This window comes from Streptomyces sp. MS191 (assembly GCF_008042125.1).
GTDB lineage: Bacteria > Actinomycetota > Actinomycetes > Streptomycetales > Streptomycetaceae > Streptomyces.
In genome coordinates this window covers 2,156,862-2,177,418 of record NZ_RDBI01000040.1, presented here as the reverse complement: position 1 = coordinate 2,177,418, position 20,557 = coordinate 2,156,862, and the positions used below count along the sequence as shown (strand labels likewise).

The 20,557-nt window shown below is 72.9% G+C and carries 19 protein-coding genes; 9 read left to right on the top strand and 10 right to left on the bottom strand.

Features of this window, described 5'->3' with window-relative positions:
* Positions 1-295 precede the first annotated feature (295 nt).
* Positions 296-1,405, bottom strand: coding sequence for a citrate synthase 2 (locus EAO71_RS16905; RefSeq protein WP_147978488.1), 1,110 nt, complete (start codon positions 1,403-1,405; stop codon positions 296-298).
* Positions 1,406-1,623: 218 nt separating this feature from the next.
* Here EAO71_RS16905 and pdxH point away from each other — a divergent pair, with 218 nt between their 5' ends.
* Positions 1,624-2,274, top strand: coding sequence for a pyridoxamine 5'-phosphate oxidase (gene pdxH, locus EAO71_RS16900; RefSeq protein WP_187282753.1), 651 nt, complete (start codon positions 1,624-1,626; stop codon positions 2,272-2,274).
* A 593-nt stretch (positions 2,275-2,867) separates the two neighbouring features.
* Positions 2,868-4,235, top strand: a complete 1,368-nt coding sequence (locus tag EAO71_RS16895; RefSeq protein WP_147978486.1) for a PAS domain-containing protein — start codon at positions 2,868-2,870, stop codon at positions 4,233-4,235.
* Between the two features lie 16 nt (positions 4,236-4,251).
* Here the strand turns inward: EAO71_RS16895 and EAO71_RS16890 are convergent, their stop codons facing one another.
* Positions 4,252-4,494: a hypothetical protein gene (locus EAO71_RS16890; protein WP_147978485.1), complete on the bottom strand. Its 243-nt coding sequence runs from the start codon at positions 4,492-4,494 to the stop codon at positions 4,252-4,254.
* Positions 4,495-4,631: 137 nt separating this feature from the next.
* Entirely contained in the window at positions 4,632-5,399 is a 768-nt protein-coding gene (locus EAO71_RS16885) for an SIS domain-containing protein (RefSeq protein WP_147978484.1), read from the bottom strand.
* Between the two features lie 149 nt (positions 5,400-5,548).
* Between EAO71_RS16885 and EAO71_RS16880 the strand changes: the two genes are divergently transcribed.
* Together EAO71_RS16880 and EAO71_RS16875 are read left to right on the top strand one after the other, a co-directional pair.
* Positions 5,549-6,241: a metal-dependent transcriptional regulator gene (locus tag EAO71_RS16880; RefSeq protein ID WP_147978483.1), complete on the top strand. Its 693-nt coding sequence runs from the start codon at positions 5,549-5,551 to the stop codon at positions 6,239-6,241.
* Positions 6,242-6,806: 565 nt separating this feature from the next.
* Positions 6,807-7,661, top strand: coding sequence for an alpha/beta fold hydrolase (locus EAO71_RS16875; protein WP_147978482.1), 855 nt, complete (start codon positions 6,807-6,809; stop codon positions 7,659-7,661).
* Positions 7,662-7,730: 69 nt separating this feature from the next.
* On the opposite strand, the gene EAO71_RS16870 is transcribed toward EAO71_RS16875, so the two are convergent.
* The 4 genes from EAO71_RS16870 to EAO71_RS16855 form a co-directional block, all read right to left on the bottom strand.
* Positions 7,731-8,183 carry a subtilase-type protease inhibitor gene (locus tag EAO71_RS16870; protein ID WP_147978481.1) on the bottom strand — a complete coding sequence of 151 codons (453 nt, stop codon included), beginning with the start codon at positions 8,181-8,183 and terminating at the stop codon, positions 7,731-7,733.
* A 419-nt stretch (positions 8,184-8,602) separates the two neighbouring features.
* Complete coding sequence (locus tag EAO71_RS16865; RefSeq protein WP_147978480.1) at positions 8,603-10,240, bottom strand: transporter; 1,638 nt, start codon at positions 10,238-10,240, stop codon at positions 8,603-8,605.
* Positions 10,237-11,076, bottom strand: coding sequence for an ABC transporter ATP-binding protein (locus EAO71_RS16860; RefSeq protein WP_147978479.1), 840 nt, complete (start codon positions 11,074-11,076; stop codon positions 10,237-10,239). Before EAO71_RS16860 ends, EAO71_RS16865 begins: the two co-directional genes overlap by 4 nt.
* A gap of 73 nt (positions 11,077-11,149) precedes the next feature.
* Entirely contained in the window at positions 11,150-11,827 is a 678-nt protein-coding gene (locus EAO71_RS16855) for a bifunctional DNA primase/polymerase (protein WP_147978478.1), read from the bottom strand.
* Between the two features lie 266 nt (positions 11,828-12,093).
* Between EAO71_RS16855 and EAO71_RS16850 the strand changes: the two genes are divergently transcribed.
* Both EAO71_RS16850 and EAO71_RS16845 read left to right on the top strand, forming a co-directional pair.
* Positions 12,094-13,476, top strand: a complete 1,383-nt coding sequence (locus EAO71_RS16850; protein WP_147978477.1) for a transcriptional regulator — start codon at positions 12,094-12,096, stop codon at positions 13,474-13,476.
* A 297-nt stretch (positions 13,477-13,773) separates the two neighbouring features.
* Positions 13,774-15,186: a hypothetical protein gene (locus tag EAO71_RS16845; RefSeq protein ID WP_187282689.1), complete on the top strand. Its 1,413-nt coding sequence runs from the start codon at positions 13,774-13,776 to the stop codon at positions 15,184-15,186.
* A 57-nt stretch (positions 15,187-15,243) separates the two neighbouring features.
* Here EAO71_RS16845 and EAO71_RS16840 read toward each other — a convergent pair whose 3' ends face one another.
* Positions 15,244-16,512 carry an ABC transporter substrate-binding protein gene (locus tag EAO71_RS16840; RefSeq protein ID WP_147978476.1) on the bottom strand — a complete coding sequence of 423 codons (1,269 nt, stop codon included), beginning with the start codon at positions 16,510-16,512 and terminating at the stop codon, positions 15,244-15,246.
* A 181-nt stretch (positions 16,513-16,693) separates the two neighbouring features.
* Here EAO71_RS16840 and EAO71_RS16835 point away from each other — a divergent pair, with 181 nt between their 5' ends.
* Positions 16,694-17,140 (top strand): SCO4402 family protein, encoded by a 447-nt coding sequence (locus EAO71_RS16835; RefSeq protein ID WP_410093987.1) that lies wholly within the window; start codon positions 16,694-16,696, stop codon positions 17,138-17,140.
* A gap of 46 nt (positions 17,141-17,186) precedes the next feature.
* The gene (gene purU / locus EAO71_RS16830) at positions 17,187-18,038 is read left to right on the top strand and encodes a formyltetrahydrofolate deformylase (protein ID WP_147978474.1); all 852 of its coding nucleotides are present in this window, start codon (positions 17,187-17,189) and stop codon (positions 18,036-18,038) included.
* A 45-nt stretch (positions 18,039-18,083) separates the two neighbouring features.
* Here purU and EAO71_RS16825 read toward each other — a convergent pair whose 3' ends face one another.
* Together EAO71_RS16825 and EAO71_RS16820 are read right to left on the bottom strand one after the other, a co-directional pair.
* Positions 18,084-19,364 carry a zf-HC2 domain-containing protein gene (locus EAO71_RS16825; protein WP_147978473.1) on the bottom strand — a complete coding sequence of 427 codons (1,281 nt, stop codon included), beginning with the start codon at positions 19,362-19,364 and terminating at the stop codon, positions 18,084-18,086.
* A complete protein-coding gene (locus EAO71_RS16820) occupies positions 19,361-19,942 on the bottom strand; it encodes a sigma-70 family RNA polymerase sigma factor (RefSeq protein ID WP_147978472.1) in 582 nt (193 codons plus the stop codon). Before EAO71_RS16820 ends, EAO71_RS16825 begins: the two co-directional genes overlap by 4 nt.
* A 222-nt stretch (positions 19,943-20,164) precedes the next feature.
* Here EAO71_RS16820 and EAO71_RS16815 point away from each other — a divergent pair, with 222 nt between their 5' ends.
* Positions 20,165-20,545 carry an STAS domain-containing protein gene (locus EAO71_RS16815; RefSeq protein ID WP_147978471.1) on the top strand — a complete coding sequence of 127 codons (381 nt, stop codon included), beginning with the start codon at positions 20,165-20,167 and terminating at the stop codon, positions 20,543-20,545.
* Positions 20,546-20,557: the final 12 nt, after the last annotated feature.

Sequence of the window (20,557 nt, the reverse complement as noted above, 5' to 3'; positions counted from 1 at the left end):
ACGGCCTCCACCACGCCGTCCAGGCCGTAGCCACCATGCACAACCTCGCCATGACACGGTAAAACAGCAGACCAGAAGCCACTTTGGCCTGCCAAAGCCCGACCTTCTGCAACACCCTTTAGGGGGTGTTGCGAAAGTAGCGCCGTCCGCCCGGAGGGCGGGCCCCGCGGCGTCTGGTGCGTGCGATCGCAAGGCGGAGGGTCGCCCTCGTACTGGGTGTACTCGGGCGATCCCGACAACGCAGCGAGCGGGCGTGCCAGGCGTCGTGGGGCAGGCGGGACTTTCGCAACACGCCCTAGCCCGCGAAGGAGGCGAGGTCGGCGTATCCGTCGATGTCGTGCGGGTCGCGCCGGCTCGGGCCGGTGTAGCGGGCGGAGGGGCGCACCAGGCGGCCCGTGCGCTTCTGCTCCAGGATGTGCGCCGACCAGCCGGCCGTGCGGGCGCAGGTGAACATCGAGGTGAACATGTGCGCCGGGACCTCGGCGAAGTCCAGCATGATCGCCGCCCAGAACTCCACGTTCGTCGCCAGGACCCGGTCCGGGCGGCGGGCGTGCAGCTCCTCCAGCGCGGCCTTCTCCAGTGCCGCCGCCACCTCGTAGCGCGGCGCGTCCAGCTCCTTGGCGGTGCGGCGCAGCACGCGGGCGCGCGGGTCCTCCGCGCGGTAGACGCGGTGGCCGAAGCCCATCAGGCGCTCGCCCTTGTCGAGGGCCTTCTTCACGTAGGCCACGGCGTCGCCGGTCCGCTCGATCTCCTCGATCATGCCGAGGACGCGGGACGGCGCACCGCCGTGCAGCGGTCCGGACATGGCGCCCACCGCGCCCGAGAGCGCCGCGGCGACGTCGGCGCCGGTGGAGGCGATGACGCGGGCGGTGAAGGTGGAGGCGTTCATGCCGTGCTCGGCCGCGGACGTCCAGTACGCGTCGACGGCCTTGACGTGCCGGGGGTCGGGCTCGCCGCGCCAGCGGATCATGAACCGTTCGACGACCGACTCGGCCTTGTCGATCTCGCTCTGCGGGACCATGGGCAGGCCCTGGCCGCGCGCGGACTGGGCGACGTACGACAGGGCCATGACGGCGGCCCGGGCGAGGTCGTCGCGGGCCTGCTCGGCGTCGATGTCGAGGAGCGGCTTGAGGCCCCAGACCGGGGCGAGCATGGCGAGCGCGGACTGGACGTCGACGCGGATGTCACCGGAGTGCACCGGGATGGGGAAGGGCTCGGCGGCCGGCAGGCCGGGGTCGAAGGCGCCGTCGACGAGCAGGCCCCAGACGTTGCCGAAGGAGACGTGGCCGACCAGATCCTCGATGTCGACGCCGCGGTACCGGAGCGCGCCGCCCTCCTTGTCCGGTTCGGCGATCTCCGTTTCGAACGCGATGACTCCTTCGAGTCCGGGTACGAAGTCGGACATCAGGCGGCTCCTCTATCGATGATCAATCATCCGGGTGTTGGTCGGGAAGTAACAGTCGTCCAGCGGAAGAGTCTGTACGGTTCCGATGATGCGGGGAAGCGTGACATCCGGCACACTGCGCCGATCCGGCGACGGAGGATTACCGTCGGGCGGTGCCGGGCAGACTGCGCCTCTGCGGCAGGATGATGTCCGTGACCGACGCTCTCGATCCCGCCGACATGCGCGAGCAGTACCGCACCCCTCAGCTGACGGTGGGCGACCTCGCCCCCGCACCCGTCGAACAGTTCGCGCGCTGGTTCAAGGAGACGGCCGACAGTCCGGCGATCCACGAGCCGAACGCGATGGTCGTCTCGACGGCGACCCCCGACGGCCGCCCCTCCTCCCGCACGGTGCTGCTCAAGCACTACGACGAGGACGGGTTCGTCTTCTACACCAACTACCTCTCCCGCAAGGGCGCCGAGCTGACGGCCAACCCGTACGTCTCGCTGCTCTTCCCCTGGCATCCGCTGGCCCGACAGGTCATCGTCACCGGCCGGGCCGTCCGCACCGGCCGTGACGAGACGGCCGCGTACTTCCGGACGCGCCCGCACGGCTCGCAGCTCGGCGCCTGGGCCAGCCACCAGTCGTCGGTCATCGCGTCGCGCGAGGAGCTGCTGGCGCGCTACGAGGAACTCGCCGCGCGCTACCCGGACCGCGAGCAGGTGCCGGTGCCTCCGGAATGGGGCGGTTTCCGGGTCGTGCCGGAGACGGTGGAGTTCTGGCAGGGCCACGAGAACCGGCTGCACGACCGGCTGCGGTACGCGCGGGTCGGCGAAGCCGGAGACGGCGCGGGCGCGGCGGAGTGGCGGGTGGAGCGTCTGTCGCCCTGATGCCGGGCGGCGGGCGGGATCCGGACGCCTCCGTCGGACGGGTTCGAAGCCGTCCCGTAAATCGCTTGAGCCCGCGCGCCCGGCTTCCTAGGGTGGATGCACACGCTGAAAGGAGGTGATCGTGGGGGCCGGTCGTCCCGGCGGCGTCCGTGCGCGGGGTGGCGCGCCGTGGACGCAGACGACCCGTGGGCCTGGTCCCGTCCGCTCGAGTTCGGACGGAAGCCGGCCGGACTTACCGGCGGCCCACGGGTCGGGTGACTGCGTTGATGTCGGCAGAAGGCCTGCCGAGGTGCACAGAGTGCGACGGCAGGCCTTAGCCCGCAGTCACCTCACGAGTCCGAAAAGAAACCATGTTTTCGGATCACCTCCTTTCAGCGTGTGCATCCACCCTAGGAAGCCGGGCGCGCGGGCTCAAGCGATTTACGGGACGGCTTCGAACCCGTCCGACGGAGGCGTCCGGATCCCGCCCGGACCGGTTCGTTTCCGCGGTGCAACGATTTCCCCGAACCGGGTGTGTCCTGGGTCACGTTCCAGTTGAATTGCCGGGGGCGTGCGGATGCACGCGCGTACACCGTCCTGCCAGGGGGTCCGGGATGAGTGCTTCCACGAGCGAGACCGCGCGACGGGCGGCCGACGGGCCCGGGCCCGGGGCGGATCTGCTGGCCGCCCTGCTGGACGGGATGGACGCGGCGCTCTGCGCGCTGGACGCCGGCGGGCACGTCACCCACTGGAACCGTGAGGCCGAGCGGATCCTCGGCTGGTCGGCCGGGGAGGCCGTGGGGCGGCACGGATTCGACGGCTGGGCGGCACGCCCGGCCGACGCGGAACAGGCACTCGCGCGGCTCATGGGGGCGATGGGGGCCCCGGGGCGCCAGGTGCACGAGTTCGCGCTGCTGCGCAAGGACGGCGGCCGGGTCCTCGTGCGGACGCAGTCGGCCGGCGTGCGGGGGCCCGACGGCTCCCCGGCCGGGGTGTACTGCGCCTTCAGCGAGGTGCACGCGCAGATCGACCTGGAGCGGTCGATCGCGCTGAGCGAGGCGTTGTTCGAGGACGCGTCCTGGGGTGTCGTCCTCGTCGACGTCGATCTGCGGCCGGCCGTGGTCAACGCCCACGCGGCCCGGGTGATGGGCGTCGGGCGCACGGCGCTGCTGGGCCGACCGCTCGGCGAGCTGGTCGTCCAGGGCGTGGAGGACCTGGAGGGCGCGCTCCAGCACGTCCTCGCGGAGGGGGCGCCGCGGGCGCTGTCCGAAGTGTGGGTGACCCTGCGGACCGCGCAGGGCGAGCGCCGGCGGTGCTGGCGGAGCGGCTTCCTGCGGCTCGCCTCCCCGCTCGCGGAGGAGCCGGTGCCGCTGGGTGTGGGCTGGCTCTTCCAGGACGTGACGGAGGAGCGGCTGGCCGAGCAGGAGGCGGACCGGCTGCGCTTCCGCTACAGCCAGCTGCACCGCGCGGGCGCGGCGGCGGCCGAGTGCGAGGACCCGATGGAGGCGGCCACGGTGCTGCTGGACTTCGCCCTGGCGGGCTTCGCGGACCACGCGCTCGTGGACGTGACGGCGGGCTCGGAGCGGCTGTTCCGGGTGGCGGCCACCCCGGCGGGGGCGCCGGGCCCGGTCGCGCCGGTCGCGGGCGGCGGGATCCCGCTGCGCTACGCCGCCGGGCATCCCGCCCTGCAGGCCGTGAACCGCCTGGGGCCGGTCCGTTGCTCCGCTTCGACGGGGGACGCGAAGGCCGCCGAGGACTGGGCCGGAGAACGCCGGTGGCCGCGCGACGCCGTCCACGCCCTGTGCATGCCGTTGCGCAGCCGGGGCCGTACGGTCGGGGTGCTGACCCTGCTCCGCTCGGCCTCCCGCCCCGCCTTCGAACGCCCGGACGCGGTCTACGCGGAGACCGTGGCGGTCCGGGTCGCGGCCTCCCTGGACCTGGCGGGGAAGGACCCGACGGGCGCCCCCGGCCCCGGGGCCTGAGGGCGCCCGCCGCGCGTCACACCTGGTACTGCACGTACAGCGAGTAGCCCACGGCGTAGTTGCCGGAGCAGTAGTACGAGTGCGCCCCGTTGTAGTGCACGTACATCGCGCCGGTCCGCTGGCAGTCCGACAGGTAGCGGTAGGAGGCGACGTAGTCCGAGGCCGCCGCCTGCGCCGGGCTCGCCACCGCGGCTCCCAGTCCGAGCGCCGCCGCCGTCACGGCCACCAGGCCGGCCGTTCTCCGTGCCGTCTTCGCCATGTTCCTCAACCCCGTTCGTTCGCCGGTCGGTTCGGACGCGGCCCATGCTTCATCCGGGGGTGAAGGAAGGTCAAGGGAGTTCCGTCCGCGGGCGGGTCGCGGTCGCGGGGCGGGCCGTCCGTGCCGACGGCGGCCGCTCAGTGGCGGTAGAAGATCCGGTCGCGGTACTCCGTCATCACGCGCCCGTTCCACTCGTGCCCGCCGTCCACGTTCCCCGAGCGCAGCAGCGGCGGCTCGACGCCCAGGCGGACGAGCTCCTCGGCCGCGGCGGCCATCATGGCCTGCATCAGGGCGCTGGTGACGACCGTCGAGGCGGGGGTGAAGGGGGCTTCGATGCCCTCGTGGGTGAGTTCGGCGTCGCCGACGGCGATCCGGGAGTCGAGGACGACGTCGCAGTGGTCCTTCAGGTACGTCCCCGAGACGTGCCGGGACTTCGTCTCGGTCGCGTACGCCACCGACGTCACGCCGATCACCTTCAGGCCGAGCGCCCGGGCGTTCATGGCCATCTCGACCGGCAGGGCGTTGCGGCCCGAGAGGGAGATGATGACGAGCACGTCGCCCGCCGACGCGGGGGAGGAGTCCAGGACCGCGCTCGCGAGGCCGTCCACCCGCTCCAGCGCCGAGCCGAGGGTCGCGGGCATCACGTCCACACCGACGACGCCGGGCACGACCAGCAGGTTCATCAGGGCGAGTCCGCCGGCCCGGTAGACCACGTCCTGGGCGGCCAGCGAGGAGTGGCCGGCGCCGAAGGCGAAGAGCCGGCCGCCCGCGGCGACGGTCTCGGCGATCGCGGCACCGGCGGCGGCGATCTCCCCGGAGTCCTCGTCGCGCACCCGCTGGAGCAGGCCGATCGCGGCGTCGAAGAACTGTCCGGCCAGCTTGCTCTCGCGCGCGCCGTCGCCCATTCCAGAAGCTCCTTGTCGTCGTGTCGCGGATCACGGTGCGGTCTGGACCATTGCTCTGTCAATACCGCCTCACCCCGGCGCGGCACGGTTGTCGGCGGGATGCGTCAGAATTGGTGCAGGGCCAGCGCACAACTCATCGAGGGGCACGTATGTCCGGACTGATCGACACAACGGAGATGTATCTCCGCACCATCCTCGAGCTCGAGGAAGAAGGTGTGGTCCCGATGCGTGCCCGGATCGCGGAGCGGCTGGACCAGAGCGGTCCCACCGTGAGCCAGACGGTCGCCCGCATGGAACGGGACGGTCTGGTGACCGTCGCGGGCGACCGGCACCTGGAGCTGACGGACGAGGGCCGGCGGCTGGCGACGCGCGTGATGCGCAAGCACCGGCTCGCCGAGTGCCTGCTCGTGGACGTCATCGGCCTGGAGTGGGAGCAGGTCCACGCCGAGGCGTGCCGCTGGGAGCACGTGATGAGCGAGGCCGTCGAGCGCCGCGTGCTGGAGCTGCTGCGGCACCCGACGGAGTCGCCGTACGGCAACCCGATCCCGGGTCTGGAGGAGCTGGGCGAGAAGGCCGAGGCGGAGTCCTTCCTGGACGACTCCATGGTGTCGCTGGCGGACCTGGACGCGGGCAACGAGGGCAAGACGGTGATCGTCCGCCGGATCGGCGAGCCGATCCAGACGGACGCCCAGCTGATGTACACGCTGCGTCGGGCGGGCGTGCAGCCCGGCTCCGTCGTCAGCGTGACGGAGTCTCCGGGCGGTGTCCTGGTCGGCAGCAGCGGCGAGGCCGCCGAGCTGGAGGCCGAGGTCGCCGCGCACGTCTTCGTCGCCAAGCAGTAGGTCCTGTCCTGGCCGGCGCGGCCAGGATCCCTCCCCGGTCGTTCGGGCTCGTCGCACGGCGGCGAGCCGACGCGTGTCCGGGGCCGTGCCCGTTTCCACGCCCGTCCGGCCGACCCCTTTCCGGGGGTTCGCCGGGCGGGCGTTCGGCTTACCGAACAGGGCTGCCCCGCGCGGTCAACCGCCCGGCCCGTTTTACGTCGGAATCACCACGGCCGAACGCGCGGCGTGCCACGCTGGTGACACGGGAGCGGAGCCGGACGTGCCGGGGAGGGTGCGATGAGGGCGGTGCGCCGAACGACAGAGGGCCCCGGCGCCCATGGGCGCCGGGGCCTGTCCTCCCCTGTGCTGACCCGGAGCCCCGAGCTCCCAGGGTCATTCCCTGCGGACCGTTTTCCCCGAGCGGCCCGCCTCCCGCTGAACATCTCCCCTCGGCGACGCGCGCCAATCCTTGAGCACCGTCACTCGAACGAGGGGTGTTGCGTGGCAGACCCCCATTTTCGAATACAGGTTCGATAGTCTGGCGGGGCTCGACACGCTCGATGGAAAGAAGGGGGTGCCAGGGAACATGCGACGTATCGACGTCACCGGAGCCGACGGCGTACGCCTGGCTGCCTGGGAGTTCAGGGAAGAGCGTGTGCAGGGGGACGCCTCGGGCGTCTTACTGCTCCACGGTCTGATGGGGCGCGCCTCCCACTGGGCGCCCACCGCTCGCTGGCTCGCCGAACGCCATCGGACCGTCGCCCTCGATCAGCGCGGTCACGGCCGCAGCGACAAGCCCTCCGCCGGCCCGTTCACGCGCGAGGCGTACGTCGCCGACGCGGTGGCCGCCGTCGAGCGGCTCGACCTCGGACCGGTCACCCTCGTCGGCCACTCCATGGGCGCCCTCACCGCCTGGCAGCTCGCCGCCGAGCGCCCCGACCTCGTCCGCGCCCTGGTCATCTGCGACATGCGGGCCTCCGCCCTCGGGGCCGCCTCCCAGCGGGAGTGGCAGGACTGGTTCCGCCGCTGGCCCCTCCCCTTCGCCTCCCTCGACGCGGTGCGGAAGTGGTTCGGCGAGGACGACCCCTGGGTCGAGCGGCCCCACCCCGCCCGCGGCGAGTTCTTCGCCGAGGTGATGACCGAGCACGCCGACGGCTGGCGGCCGGTCTTCGACCCCGCCCAGATGCTCACCTCCCGCGAGACCTGGGTCCACGACGCCCACTGGGACTCGCTCGCCCAGGTCCGCTGCCCCACCCTCGTCGTCCGGGGTCTGGACGGCGAACTGGGCCGCGCCGAGGCCCAGGAGATGGTCCGGGTACTGCCCCGCGGGGCCTACGCCGAGGTGCCGGACGCCGGTCACCTCCTCCACTACGAGGCCGAGCACGCCACCGCGTGGCGCGAGGCCGTCGAACCCTTCCTCAACGGCGTCCTCACGTCCTGACCCGGCCCCGCCCGGACGCGGGGAAGGCCGGGCCCCTCGGGGCCCGGCCTCCCTGGTCGCGGTCGCGGATCAGAACGCGAACACGCTGTTCCGCGCGATCCCGGCGTGCATCTCGCAACTGTTGGCGTACGTGGCGGACCAACTGACCCGCCGGCCCTGCCAGACACCGTCGCCGGTGACCGTCACGGGGTCCCACTGGCGCGTACAGGGGCTGTCGCCCCACATCACGCTCAGCTGCGCGAGGTCACCGCCGACCCCGGCCAGCTCCTTGCAGGCGGCGGCGGGCGCGGGGTGGGTGCCGCTGGGGCGCGGGCTGCAGTTCAGGGTCACCGCCCTCTCGACCGTGGCCGTCGCGGCGTCCTCGCCCTTGCCGACCGTGAGCACGAGTGCCGACGGCGGGTACAGGCTCGCGGGAGCGGCCGGGGCGGCCTGGGCGAGGCCGGCTCCGGCCGTGCCCAGGAGGGCGAGGCCGGTGACGGTGGCGAGGGCGGTGGCGACGGATGAGCCGCGGAGGTAACGCACGGGTATGTCTCCTTCGGATGTGTGTGCGGGTGACGTGCGATTGCGGACGGGAGTCTTGCTGATGCGGAGGGTGATCGCACATCGCTCGCCGCTTTCCGGCCGTGGGCCCCGGGGAGCACCCGACCGATTGGTCGTTCGGGCAGCTGGGAGAGGGTGCGCCGAGGCGCGGGAACGGGCCCGCGATGCCGAAACCGGTCAGTGGTACAAGCCCGAACGACCCGCTGAGCTGCGAAGACTCTGAATTGGTTCGGTCTTGGAGTATCCCGGCGAGGGCCGGGTCGGCCGGAAGACCCCAGTCCGAAGGGCCGGCGCGCCCCAGGAATCCACGGATCGGGAGACGCGAGGAGGGCGGGTCCGGACGTATCCCGTCCGGTCCCGCCCTCCTCGTCCGCGCGCGGACGCTCCCCGAGGGACGGCCCTCAGCCCTTGCTCACCGCCGCGAGGATCTCCGGCAGCCGCCGCGCCGTCCGGGGCGCCGCCATCCGCAGGCCCGCCCAGGCGATCAGAGCCCCGTACGCCGTGCCGCCCGGGAGGAGGATCCAGAGCAGCGATTCCCGGTCCGTGAGGTGGAGGAAGATCGTCGCGCCGATCACCGGGGCGCACAGCACCGCCGCCGCCAGCATCCCGCCGAGGATCGAGATCCAGGCCAGCCCGGCCTGCCCCGGCGCGACGTTCTTGTAGGCGCTGTCCTGCGGGATCGAGTACGGGAAGCTCGCCGACGCCACCGCGCCCGTCGCCAGCATGGCGCCGAGCAGTGCGAAGGCCAGGCCGAGTGCCTGCGGCAGCGCCTGCCAGTCGCCGAGGACCGCCGCCGTCGCCGCCGTCACCAGGGCCGTGTACGGCAGGGTGATCGTCAGCAGGGCCAGCGCCCGCGCCCGCAGTTCGGCGTACGCGTCCGCCGTCGTCGAGATGGTCTGCGCGACCATCCAGAACGCCGAGGTGTCCTGCCCGAACTGGTTGTACATCTGGATGCCGAGCATGCCGGAGGCGAAGCAGGCGAAGTAGATCGAGCCGGTGCCCTGGAGGGCGTTGACCATCGGGACGATCAGGCCGATCGCCAGGGAGGTGATCCACGCGGCCTTCGTCTTCGGATCACGCCAGATGTAACGCAGGCTGCGCTCCATCACCGTGCCGGTACGCCCGCCGGGCAGGAGCCGGTTCAGCAGTCCGCCGCCGACCCTGTCCTTCGTCGACGCCTCGCCGGCCGCACCGATCGTCGAGCCGTCCGGCGTCGTCATCAGCTTCACCAGGCTCCGCTGCCACCAGAACAGCAGCGCCCCCAGCGCGGCCACCGTCAGCAGCAGCCGGGCCACGGCCGACGGGTAGTCGCCCGCGCTCGCCGCGTCCACCGCGGCGACGGCGGAGGCGGGCGGCAGCCAGCCCGTCAGCTCGGCGGCCGGTTCGAGCGCGGACAGCCCGCCGGCCCGGCTGAGCCGTTGGGCGCCGAAGTTCACCAGCTGGATGCCGACCGCGATGACCAGGCCGCTCAGCACCGCCAGGTCCCGGCCCTTGCGCGAGGTCAGGAGCCGCACGTTGGCCGCCGCGACCGCTCGTGACAGCGCCACGCACACCAGCGTCACCAGGGGCACGGCCAGCACCGCGACCACGATCCCGGCCGCGCCCCGGGCCGGCGCGAGGGCCGCGCCCAGCGCCATGCAGACGGTGAAGAGCGGGCCGATCCCCACCAGTGAGGCGACCAGCAGCGCCCGCACCAGTGGCCGGGGCCGCAGCGGCAGCATCACCAGTCGCGAGGGGTCGAGCGTCTCGTCGCCGCTCGGCACGAACAGCGGCATCACGGTCCACGCGAGCGCGAGCACCGCCGTCATCGGCACGGCGACCGAGGCCGCGTCCTCGTTCCCGCGCAGCAGCACGAAGGCGAGCACCATCCCCGCCGCGAAGACGGCCGCCACCACGATCGAGGTGACGTAGGCGACGGTCCGGCCCGCTGACTGGCGCAGCCCGTTGCGCAGCAACGCCAGCTTGAGCCGTACGAACACCGAGGTCAGGGACGGAGCCTCGGCCGCCGGAGCGGGGGAGGCGGAAGTGGCGGTCTTCATCGGGCGGAACCGCCCAGCCAGTCCAGGGACTCCCCGGTTTGCCGCCCCTGCGCGCCGACCAGTTCGAGGAACGCGGCCTGCAGCGACGGCGCGTCGCCCCGCACGTCCGCGAGCGTGCCCTGCGCCCGGATCCGGCCGGCGGCCATCACCGCGACCCAGTCGCACAACGACTCCACCAGCTCCATCACGTGGCTGGAGAAGACGACGGTCGCGCCCGAGCCGGTGTACCGCTCGAGGACGCCCCGGATGGTCTGCGCGGACACCGGGTCCACGCCCTCGAACGGCTCGTCGAGGAAGAGGACTTCGGGGTTGTGCAGCAGCGCCGCCGCCAGCCCGATCTTCTTGCGCATGCCGGTCGAGTAGTCCACGACCAGCTTGTTCTGCGAGCCGGCCAGGTCCAGTACGTCGAGCAGCTGGGCGGCCCGCTTGTCGACCTCGGCACCGGGCAGCCCCCGCAGCCGCCCGGTGTACGCGAGGAGTTCGCGGCCCGAGAGGCGCTCGAAGAGTCTCAGGCCCTCGGGCAGGATGCCGATCCGGGCCTTGACCTCGGCCACCGACTCGGGGTCGCGCCACACGTCGTGGCCGGCCACGAGGATGCGTCCGTGATCCGGGCGCAGCAGCCCGGTGATCATGGACAGGGTGGTCGTCTTGCCGGCGCCGTTGGGCCCCACGAGCCCGATGAACTTCCCCGCGGGCAGGACGAGGTCGATCCCGTTCACCGCGATCTGCGGGCCGAAGCGCTTCCACAGCCCCTCGACCCGGACCGCGGGCACCGCGCCGTCCTCCGGCGCGTGGCCCGCCTGTTCGAACACTCCGTCAAATGCCTGGTCAGGCATGATCCGTCAACCCTTCGGTCGTCCCCGTACGCGACGGGGCCAACCTTACGGCGGCGGCTTCAGGGGGAAAGGGTCACGACTGACGCGCCCGTTCGGCGGCCGCCTCCCGGCCGCAGGCGTAGGCGAGCGGGCTGATCAGCTCCTCCGCGTCCGGCAGCCAGCGGTTCGCCGGGGTGGGCCGCCGTGCCCACTGCACCGCGCCGATCCCGCCGACCCGGGTGGGCGGCGCCGCCACGTAGTGGCCCTCTCCGCGCGTGATCAGGTCGATCGAGGCCGGGGCCCAGCCGAGCTTGCGGACCAGGTCGGGCACCTTGGTGGCGGCGCCCGGCAGCACGAAGAAGAGCATCCGGCGGTCGGGGGTGCAGGTCACCGGGCCGAGGGTCAGCTCCATGCGCTCCATGCGCGCCAGCGCCAGGAAGCCCGCCGACTCCGGTACGTCGATCGCGTCGAAGGTGCGGCCGGTGGGCAGCAGGATCGACGCCTTGGGGTGCTTCGACCACATGCGCCGCGCCCCGACCGCGCTGCCGGTGGCCTGGGTCGACCAGTCGGGCCTGGCCGGGTGGGCGCCGGGTGCCACGCAGGCGTCGGCACCGCAGGAGCAACGCTCCCCGCCCTCGATCGCCTCCAGCCAGGTGCCGGGGAACACGTCCCAGTGCCGCTCTTCCGCGTACCGCACGGCGCTGTCCAGCAGCAGCTCCCCTCGCTGCTGGGGGATCTGCGCGGCCTCCGTGACTCCGATCGTCTCTTCCACGGTGAACTCAACTCCCGCCGCCACCTGGGGTTACGGGCGGGACGAAGAGCGGTGTGGAGCATCGATCCTGCATGTGGGGCGCATCGGTGCACGGGCGGGGGCGCGCGTGCTGCGGGGAGCGGCGGATGGGTAGCCGGTGATGGGGGGTGTCGACCACAGGGCAGTGGCCGATGCGTCCGGTTTCGCGTGTTCACATCTGCATTGACCGGATATCCGCCGGGCAGTGATCAGTCCTATCGCTCGCACACCGGCCTCAGGGGGTAGTCATGGCAGCCAGGCCACTCGTTGCCCGTCAGCCGAACGAACGGCTGCAGGTGCTCATTCAGGAGGCCGCGTGTTCCAACGCCGGCCTCGCGCGCAGGGTGAACATGGTCGGAGCGGAGCGCGGCCTCGACCTGCGCTACGACAAGACGTCGGTGGCGCGATGGCTACGGGGTCAGCAGCCGCGCGGCCGGGCGCCGGGGATCATCGCGGAGGCGCTGGGCCGCAAGCTGGGCCGCACGGTCACGATCGACGAGATCGGCATGGCGAACGGCCGGAACCTGGCCTCCGGCGTCGGGCTGCAGTTCGCGCCGACGGTGCTCGGCGCGATCGAGCAGGTCTGCGAGCTGTGGCGCAGCGACGTGGGCCGCCGGGACTTCCTCTCGGGGTCGACCGTGGCCGCCTCCGCGCTGGTGGAGCCGAGCCGGGACTGGCTGATCACCGGTGCGGACGCGCAGGTGGCGCGGTCGGCCGGGGCGCGCGTGGGGATCGCGGACGTGGAGGCGGTCCGGGCGATGACGGCCGCGCTGGTCGACCTCGACCGCCGGTTCGGCTCCGGTCACGTCCGCCCGGTGGTCGTGCACTACCTGAACAGCGTGGTGTCGGGGATGCTGTCGGGTTCGTACCGGGAGTCGGTGGGCCGGCAGCTCTTCGGGGCCGTCGCACGGCTGACGGAGCTGGCCGGCTACATGGCGGTGGACACCGGGCAGCCGGGGCTCGCCCAGCGCTACTACATCCAGGCGCTGCGGATGGCGCAGGCGGCCGGGGACCGCGGCTACGGCGGGTACGTGCTGGCGGCCTCGATGAGTCATCTGGCGGCGCAGCTCGGCAACCCCCGGGAGATCGCGCAGCTGGCGCGGGCGGCGCAGGAGGGCGCGCGGGGTCGGGTGACGCCGCGGGCGGAGGCGATGTTCTGCGCGGCGGAGGCCCGTGGCCACGCGCTGCTGGGGGACGCGCGGGCCTTCGAGGTGGTGGCGGGTCGCGCGGTGCGGGCGCTGGAGCGGGCGGACCCGGACTCGGGGGACGACCCGGCGTGGATCGCGCACTTCGACCACGCCTACCTGGCCGACGAACTGGCCCACTGCCACCGGGACCTGGGACAGGCGGAGGCGGCGGCGCGCGCCGCGGAGGACTCCCTGACCGGTCACCCCGAGACGCGGGCCCGGCGCCGTGCGATCGGCCTGGTCCTGCTGGCCTCGGCCCACGTCCAGCGGCGCGAGGTGGAACAGGCCTGCCACGCGGGCACGCAGGCGCTCGAACTCCTGGGCACCCTGCGGTCGTCCCGGGGTGCGGAGTACCTGGACGACCTGAAGGAGCGCCTCGAACCCTTCTCCCGGGAGCCGGCGGTCCGCGAGTTCGGCACCCGGCTCGCGCTCCACGCGGCGTGAGGCGCGGCCCCGCACAGCGCCGAGGTGGGCGCGGCAGCGGGGAACGGCGGAGAGGAAGGTGGACGGGGAGGGCGGTGAAGAAGGGGAGGACCGGGGGAGTGGTGTGCCGCGCGGTCGGATCGGGGGTCCGGCCCACCGCCGGGGACGGGACGTGAGCGTCGTCACGCCCGCTCACCAGGGGTGTGCGTCACGGGAGTTGTCCCAGGTGTGTAATCGGAATCACACGCGTGTGCACGCCGCCGGACGCACCCGGTAGCGTGGGCCGACGATTCCGTAGGTCCATCAGTAGGAGTCCCGGTGACGCAAAGCGGACAGGGTCCGGAGCCGCAGTACCCGGCGGGGCGGCCCACGCACGAAGGTGTCGTGCTGCCCGCCGACGGTGGTGCGGCGGGCGGCCATGCCGCCGGGCCGGCCGGCGGGCAGCCGTGGGGCGGCGGCTGGGGCCCCGGTGGGCAGCAGGGGCAGCCGCTGCCGCCGGAGGCCGTGCCGGGCGGCGCCGCGGACATGCAGGCGACCCAGTACATGCCGCCGGTCCCGCAGGGCGGGCCGCCGGGGCCGATGCCGGGCGCCATACCCGGGGCGCAGCCGCCGCAGGGGGGCTACGGCTACCCCTCGGCCGCCCCGGCCTCCGACGTGCAGCCGCAGGCGCCGCAGCCGGGCTACGGCTATCCGCCGGCCGCCCCGGCCTCCGACATGCAGGCCACCCAGTACATCCCGCCGGTCGCCGGGCAGGGCGGCGGCCCGGACACCCGGTTCCTCGGGACGGGCCCGCTGCAGCAGCCGGCTCCGCCGGCCGGCGCGTCCGACGCGACCCAGTACATCGCTCCCGTACCGGCGCAGATGCACGGCGAGCGGCAGCCCCCCGCGGAGTTCGACAACCTCTTCCGCAGCGACACGACGTCGCAGATGCCGCAGCCGTCCGCGCAGCCGCAGCACCAGGCCCCGCGGCAGCAGTACCAGCAGCAGTACCAGCAGGCCCCGTACGCGCAGCAGCCGCCGCAGCAGCAGTTCCGTCAGCAGCAGCCGTCGCCGTACCAGGACGCCTACCAGGACGGGTACGACGACGAGCCCGAGCCGCGCCGCAGGTCGCCCGTCGCGCTGATCGCCGCCGTCGTCATCGGCTGCGCGGTCGTCGGCCTCGGTGCCGGCGCGCTCCTCAGCGGTGGCGACGACGACAAGGACAAGAAGTCCGGCCAGCCCGTGGCCGCCACCACCGGCACGCCGTCCACCGCCCCCACGGAGAAGGCGGCCGACCCGGCCGAGCCGCAGGCGAAGGCGCTCGACAAGCTCCTCGCCGACAGCAACAACAGCCGTGACGCGGTGATCCGTTCGGTCGAGTCCATCAAGCAGTGCAAGAACCTCGACCAGGCCGGTTCCGACCTGCGGGGCGCCGCCGAGCAGCGCCGCGGTCTGGTGACCCGCCTGGAGGCGCTGTCGGTCGACCGGCTGCCGAACAACTCGGAGCTGACGGCGTCCCTGACGAAGGCGTGGCAGGCGTCCGCCTCCGCGGACGACCACTACGCGGCCTGGGCCGACCAGATGAAGAACAAGAAGCTGTGCAAGGGCGGCAAGGCGCGCAGCACGGGCGAGACGGCCGCCGCGGGCAAGGCGAGCAGCGAAGCCACCGTCGCCAAGCGCGAGGCGGCCGGGCTGTGGAACCCGACCGCCACGAAGTACGGGCTGTCGAAGCGGACGCCCACCCAGCTCTGACCGCCGCCGATCCGCCGGGCGCCGCCCCGCCCGGCGGTCGGATGGTCCGGCGCGGCCCTACGGGGCGGTGAGGACGGTCTGGCCGACGTCGACGAAGCCGGGCTTCTGGGCCACCAGCCGTCCCTGGCGCACCACTTGGAACGTCACCTGGTGGTTGACGATCCGGGGGAAGCCGGTGGCGCCGAGCAGGTCCTCGTGCCGCCAGCGCAGCGGCGGCGTGAGGCCGCCGGTGTCGATCTCGACCCCGCGGTCGAGGGCCATCGAGAGGGCGTTCGCGTCGACGGTGTCGGTGTCGAGCGACTCGACGACCTGCTTCAGGACGGTGTAGGCGATCCAGGTCGTCTGCACGCCGGCGTCGGCCGGGTCGACGCGGTTGTCGACGAAGGCCTGCTCCTTGATCACCCTGCGCATCGGGGCCCAGCTCGGGTCGTTCTCCTCCGGGTACCACCCGGTCACGTAGGCGCCCTCGAAGGGGCTGTGGGGGCCGCCGGTGCGGTCGATGACCGGCTGGGCGACGCTGCCGAGCACCGAGGAGATGCGGACGCCCTCGTCGCCGTCGCCGGCCTGCGCGTTCCCGGGCAGCCGGCGGAACGAGTCGAAGAACGTCTGGGTGCGCTCGCCGAGCACGGCGGTGACGCAGCCCTTGTCGCGGCCGGCCTTGGAGCGGGCCCGGCCGGCCTGCCGGGTGTACTCGGTGGAGTCCTCCGCGGCCGGGATGTCGATGGCGCTGCCGTGCCGGGACTTGCGCAGGCCGGAGTTGAGGAGGTCGGGCAGCTTGTCGCCGGCCGCGTTGTCCGGCCGGACGAGGGAGACCTTGCGGCAGGACTCGGCGAGCTGGATCCCGTTGCCGGCGAGCAGGGACGCCTGGCCGCCGTTGACGGGGTAGGAGAGGGGGCTGGTGAACTCGTCCTCGGTGACGCCGTAGCCGCCGATGTACGGGATCCCGGCGGCCTCCAGGGGGGCGAGGAAGGCCTGTCCGTGCCGGCTGTAGGAGCCGACGACGGCCACGGCCCCCTCCTTCACGGCCCGGCGCGCGCAGCCCGCCGCGCCGGCGGAGGTGTTCTCCTCGTTGCAGGTGAGGACGCGGAGCTCGTGGCCGTCGATCCCGCCGGACTCGTTGATCCAGCGGGCGTAGGCCTTGGCCATGGCGGGCATGCCCGGCATGTTGGTGGCCCGGGTGCCGTCGGGTGCCCAGGTCATCACCGTGACGGGCTCCCTGGAGCCCCCCGTGGCACCAGGGAGCACGCCACATCCGGTGAGCAGCGACGCTCCGGCCGCCGCGGTCGTGACGTGCGCGAGGAATGAGGTCAGTCGCCTACCGGTCATGGGCATGCACAATTCCGCCTCATGGGTAACGCGGGAGTGAGCATGGTTCAACGTTGGGTGACGTGAAGGTGAATTGCGGGGGCCGGTCGGGACCGGTCGGCAGGGAACGTACGATCGAAACGTGTCCAGTCCAGTCTCCGGTTCGATGAACTCTTCCCGTCGCGGCCGTCGCTCCTCCACCATGGGCGGCATGCCGCTCAACGACTTGCCTTGGTGGCGCTGGCGCAGCAACGTGCGCTCGGCGCTGCACATGCTTTCCGACCCCGGGTTCCACGAGACCACCTGGCTGGCCGGCCACGAGGGGTACGGCGACGTCACCGACGCCGTCTACCGCCTGGTCGAGGACACCTGGCTCGACAACTGGTCCGCCGAGAAGTACGTGGGTACGGTCTTCCGCGACTCGGGGGAGGCCGCGCTCGTCGACGTGGCCGTGCTCCGGGTGCTGAGGATCATGCACCAGGTCGGCCCGGACGCCCCCGTCTCGGCCTACATGGACCATCACGGCTGGCCGGAGGCCGTCCGTGCCGCCCGTGAGGCGCACGTGCGGCTGGCGTCGGCCGACGGCGAGGACCCGGACGCGCCCCCGCGTTCGCTGGACGTGCTCCGGATCATGACCCGGTCCGCCTGACGGACGGAGGCCGGGGCGTTCTCCCCGCGTGTGGCACGCTACGGGGATGACCGACCAGTACGTCCTCACGCTTTCCTGCCCGGACAAACAGGGCATCGTGCACGCCGTGTCGAGCTACCTGTTCATCACGGGCTGCAACATCGAGGACAGCCAGCAGTTCGGGGACCGGGACACCGGCCTCTTCTTCATGCGGGTCCACTTCTCGGCCGAGGCGCCGGTGTCGGTGGACAAGCTGCGGGCCAGCTTCGCCGCGGTGGGCGACGCCTTCGACATGGAGTGGCAGCTCGACCGGGCCGACGAGCGCATGCGTGTCGTGCTGATGGTGTCGAAGTTCGGGCACTGCCTGAACGACCTGCTCTTCCGCTCCCGCATCGGGGCGCTGCCGGTCGAGATCGTCGCCGTCGTGTCCAACCACACCGACTTCGCGGAGCTGGTGGGCTCGTACGGCATCCCGTTCCGGCACATTCCGGTCACCAAGGACACCAAGGCGGAGGCGGAGGCGGAGCTCCTGGAGCTCGTCCGCGCCGAGGAGGTGGAGCTCGTCGTCCTCGCCCGCTACATGCAGGTGCTCTCCGACGACCTGTGCAAGCGGCTGTCGGGCCGGATCATCAACATCCACCACTCCTTCCTGCCGAGCTTCAAGGGCGCGAAGCCCTACCACCAGGCGCACACGCGCGGGGTGAAGCTGATCGGCGCGACCGCCCACTACGTGACGGCCGACCTCGACGAGGGCCCGATCATCGAGCAGGAGGTCGAGCGGGTGGGCCACGAGGTCACCCCGGACCAGCTGGTGGCGATCGGCCGCGACGTCGAGTGCCAGGCCCTGGCACGGGCCGTGAAGTGGCACGCGGAGCGCCGCATCCTGCTCAACGGCCGCCGCACGGTCGTCTTCGCCTGACGGGTCGCGCCGGAGCGGGCAGGGGCGTGCACGCCCCTGCCCCCGCTACAGCCTGCTCAGCGACGCCGCCGCGAACAGGACGTCCCGGATCGCCTCGCGGTCGCCGTCCTGGCCCGCCGCGGCCTCCTCGGGCGGCACGTGTCCCGCCACCAGCTGGCAGAACTCGACACCGTCCATCGCCACCTGGGCCACCGCGTGGTCCGGTGAACCCATGGCCGCCGGCGAGTCGAGGGCGATGTACCAGTGGCCGCCGCCGGCCCCCTCGACCTCCAGATGGAGCGAGCGGCCCGGGGCACCCGCCTCGACCAGGTGGCGGGGCGGAGCGGCCAGACCCGCGCGGCGGCGACCGGCCAGGGCGGCCGGCAGCAGCCGGGCCGCCAGGTCGATCATCCCGTGCAGGTGCGCCCCGCTCGGCGGCTCGTACGGGTACGCCACGGCGTTGGCGATGTCGTCCGCGTGCACCCAGCACTCGAAGGCCCGCTCCAGCAGCGAGTCGCGCATCGGCAGCGCGAAGTCCCCGTAGGTCACGGTGAGGTCCGCGACGCCGCGCCCGGCGAAGGAGACCGTGCGGATCAGGGTGTGACTCTGGTCGCGCCACGGTTCGCGCACGCCGCGCGTCACCGGATGGTCCGAGCTCTGCCAGTACGCCTCCGTCCGCGCGGTCGGCGAGACCGGGGACGCGGTCCGGCCGCCGCCGAGCGGGTCGTCCAGGCCCAGGGCCGTCGACACCAGGCCGTCGACCGTGAGCAGGTGCCCGATCACACCGGCCACCGTGGTCCGGCGGCTGGCCGGGCGCTCCTCCTCGAACCACTTCAGCCGGACCGGGGCGTGCCACTCCGACTCGCCGATGTCCTGGAGCAGCGCGTCCAGCCGGGCCGTCTCCGCGTCGTACGGGGCGGCCCAGGCCGGCACCGGGATCCGGGCCGGTCGGCGGCCGAGGCAGTTCTCCAGGACCCGGGAGCGCAGCAGCGGGTCGAGGTCCAGGTCCCGTTCCGCGTGCAGCAGGCCGACCGCGTCCCGCAGGCGCAGGGCCTCGTCGGCGCACGGGGCGCATTCGGTGAGGTGGTTCTCGACCGCTTCGGTCTCCTCCGCCGAGCACGCCGACAGCGCCCAGGCCCCGAGCAGGGACTTGAGCACGGTGTGCGAAGGCGGCGGCGGGGGAGGAGGTGGCGTCGGCGGGAGGTCCGGGGCCGGGCCGGGTGCGTCCGCGGGCGGGACGGCGCGCGACAGGTCGGCGTGGTCGTCCGCCGCCCAGCGCGGTCCCGGTATCCGAGGCGCGCGTGCGACCTCGTCGGGGGTGTCGTCGGAGCCGTTGGACCCGGTCACCGGGCACGCCCGTAACCGGGTGGCGAAGACCCCTCCAGCGGGCGGGTGTTCGCGGACGACAGCAGCTGGAGGCCGAGCCGCAGCCGGCGCCGCGCCTCGTCCTCCGTCACGCCGAGGTCGGCCGCGGTCTGCCGGTAGTCGCGCCGCTGGAAATAGGCCAGTTCCAGCGCGGCCCGCAGCGGCGCCGGCATCGACGTCACGATGTAGTCGGCGCGGGCCGCCACCGAGGCCCGGCGCACCTTCTGCTCCAGCTCCTCCGCGGACCCCTCGCCGCTCTCCGCGTAGGCCACCGCCTCGGTCTGGCGCAGCCGGTGCACGGCCTGCCGCTGGGTCAGCCGCGCGACCCAGGAGCGCATGTTGCCCTCCTTGGGGTCGTAGGCGTCGGGGTTCTCCCAGATGTAGCCGAAGACCTCGCGGGTGACCTGGTCGGCCGCGTCGTCGTCGTCGAGCACCCGGTGGGCGAGGCTGTGCACCAGCGAGGCGAAGCGGTCGTACAGCTCCCCGAGCGCGGCTGCCTCGCCCCGCGCCAGCCGCTGTTGCATCCTGCGGTCCCAGCGCGGTGGTGTGTCCTTCGCCATACGAAGCCCTCCGGAGCTCTGCGGCGGCCCTCCCGACCCGAGTTCATACTCCAAAGTAATGCGCCGCGGCACTGGCGCACTCCTCTTTGCCGCAAGTGCGCTCTTGACGGAATTCCTGATGGTAAGGAAAGCGTCAATCACGATACGGGGGGTTTCGCGCGGTTCTCCCGGGGCAGCGGGAGAGGCACGGGAAGGACTCCCTCCGTTTGAAGGGCGCGATCGGTGACGCTCCACGTCGAGGAAGACGAAGACGAACAGGGCCCGTGGACGGTGCTGCGCATCCGCGGGGAGCTGGACCTGGTGACCTCTCCTCTGGTCCGCAGACGGGTCCACGACGCCGTCGCCGACGGGCGCCACGATGTGGTCCTGGACCTCTCGGGCGTGGTGTTCTGCGACTCCAGCGGGGTCGGCGTGCTGATCGCCGCCCGCCGGCTGATGTACTCCTGCCGCGGCCGGCTGCACGTCGTGCTGCCCGCGCCGGACGCCATGGAGGGCGCGCACGTCAACCGGGTCCTGGCGGCGCTCGGGGTGCGGCGCCTCTTCGAGGTGTACGGGGACGTGGACGCCGCCGTGAGCGAGGACGCCAGGCCCCTCTCGGCATAGCGGGCCCGATCG

Excerpts from the sequence above, each read along its gene's own strand:
- EAO71_RS16835 (WP_410093987.1), top strand. The coding sequence starts at position 16,694 with ATGGGCGGCATGCCGCTCAACGACTTGCCTTGGTGGCGCTGGCGCAGC.
- EAO71_RS16860 (WP_147978479.1), bottom strand. The coding sequence starts at position 11,076 with ATGCCTGACCAGGCATTTGACGGAGTGTTCGAACAGGCGGGCCACGCG.
- EAO71_RS16820 (WP_147978472.1), bottom strand. The coding sequence starts at position 19,942 with ATGGCGAAGGACACACCACCGCGCTGGGACCGCAGGATGCAACAGCGG.
- purU (WP_147978474.1), top strand. The coding sequence starts at position 17,187 with ATGACCGACCAGTACGTCCTCACGCTTTCCTGCCCGGACAAACAGGGC.
- EAO71_RS16890 (WP_147978485.1), bottom strand. The coding sequence starts at position 4,494 with ATGGCGAAGACGGCACGGAGAACGGCCGGCCTGGTGGCCGTGACGGCG.
- EAO71_RS16865 (WP_147978480.1), bottom strand. The coding sequence starts at position 10,240 with ATGAAGACCGCCACTTCCGCCTCCCCCGCTCCGGCGGCCGAGGCTCCG.
- EAO71_RS16875 (WP_147978482.1), top strand. The coding sequence starts at position 6,807 with ATGCGACGTATCGACGTCACCGGAGCCGACGGCGTACGCCTGGCTGCC.
- EAO71_RS16880 (WP_147978483.1), top strand. The coding sequence starts at position 5,549 with ATGTCCGGACTGATCGACACAACGGAGATGTATCTCCGCACCATCCTC.
- EAO71_RS16885 (WP_147978484.1), bottom strand. The coding sequence starts at position 5,399 with ATGGGCGACGGCGCGCGCGAGAGCAAGCTGGCCGGACAGTTCTTCGAC.
- EAO71_RS16895 (WP_147978486.1), top strand. The coding sequence starts at position 2,868 with ATGAGTGCTTCCACGAGCGAGACCGCGCGACGGGCGGCCGACGGGCCC.
- pdxH (WP_187282753.1), top strand. The coding sequence starts at position 1,624 with ATGCGCGAGCAGTACCGCACCCCTCAGCTGACGGTGGGCGACCTCGCC.
- EAO71_RS16905 (WP_147978488.1), bottom strand. The coding sequence starts at position 1,405 with ATGTCCGACTTCGTACCCGGACTCGAAGGAGTCATCGCGTTCGAAACG.
- EAO71_RS16850 (WP_147978477.1), top strand. The coding sequence starts at position 12,094 with ATGGCAGCCAGGCCACTCGTTGCCCGTCAGCCGAACGAACGGCTGCAG.
- EAO71_RS16840 (WP_147978476.1), bottom strand. The coding sequence starts at position 16,512 with ATGACCGGTAGGCGACTGACCTCATTCCTCGCGCACGTCACGACCGCG.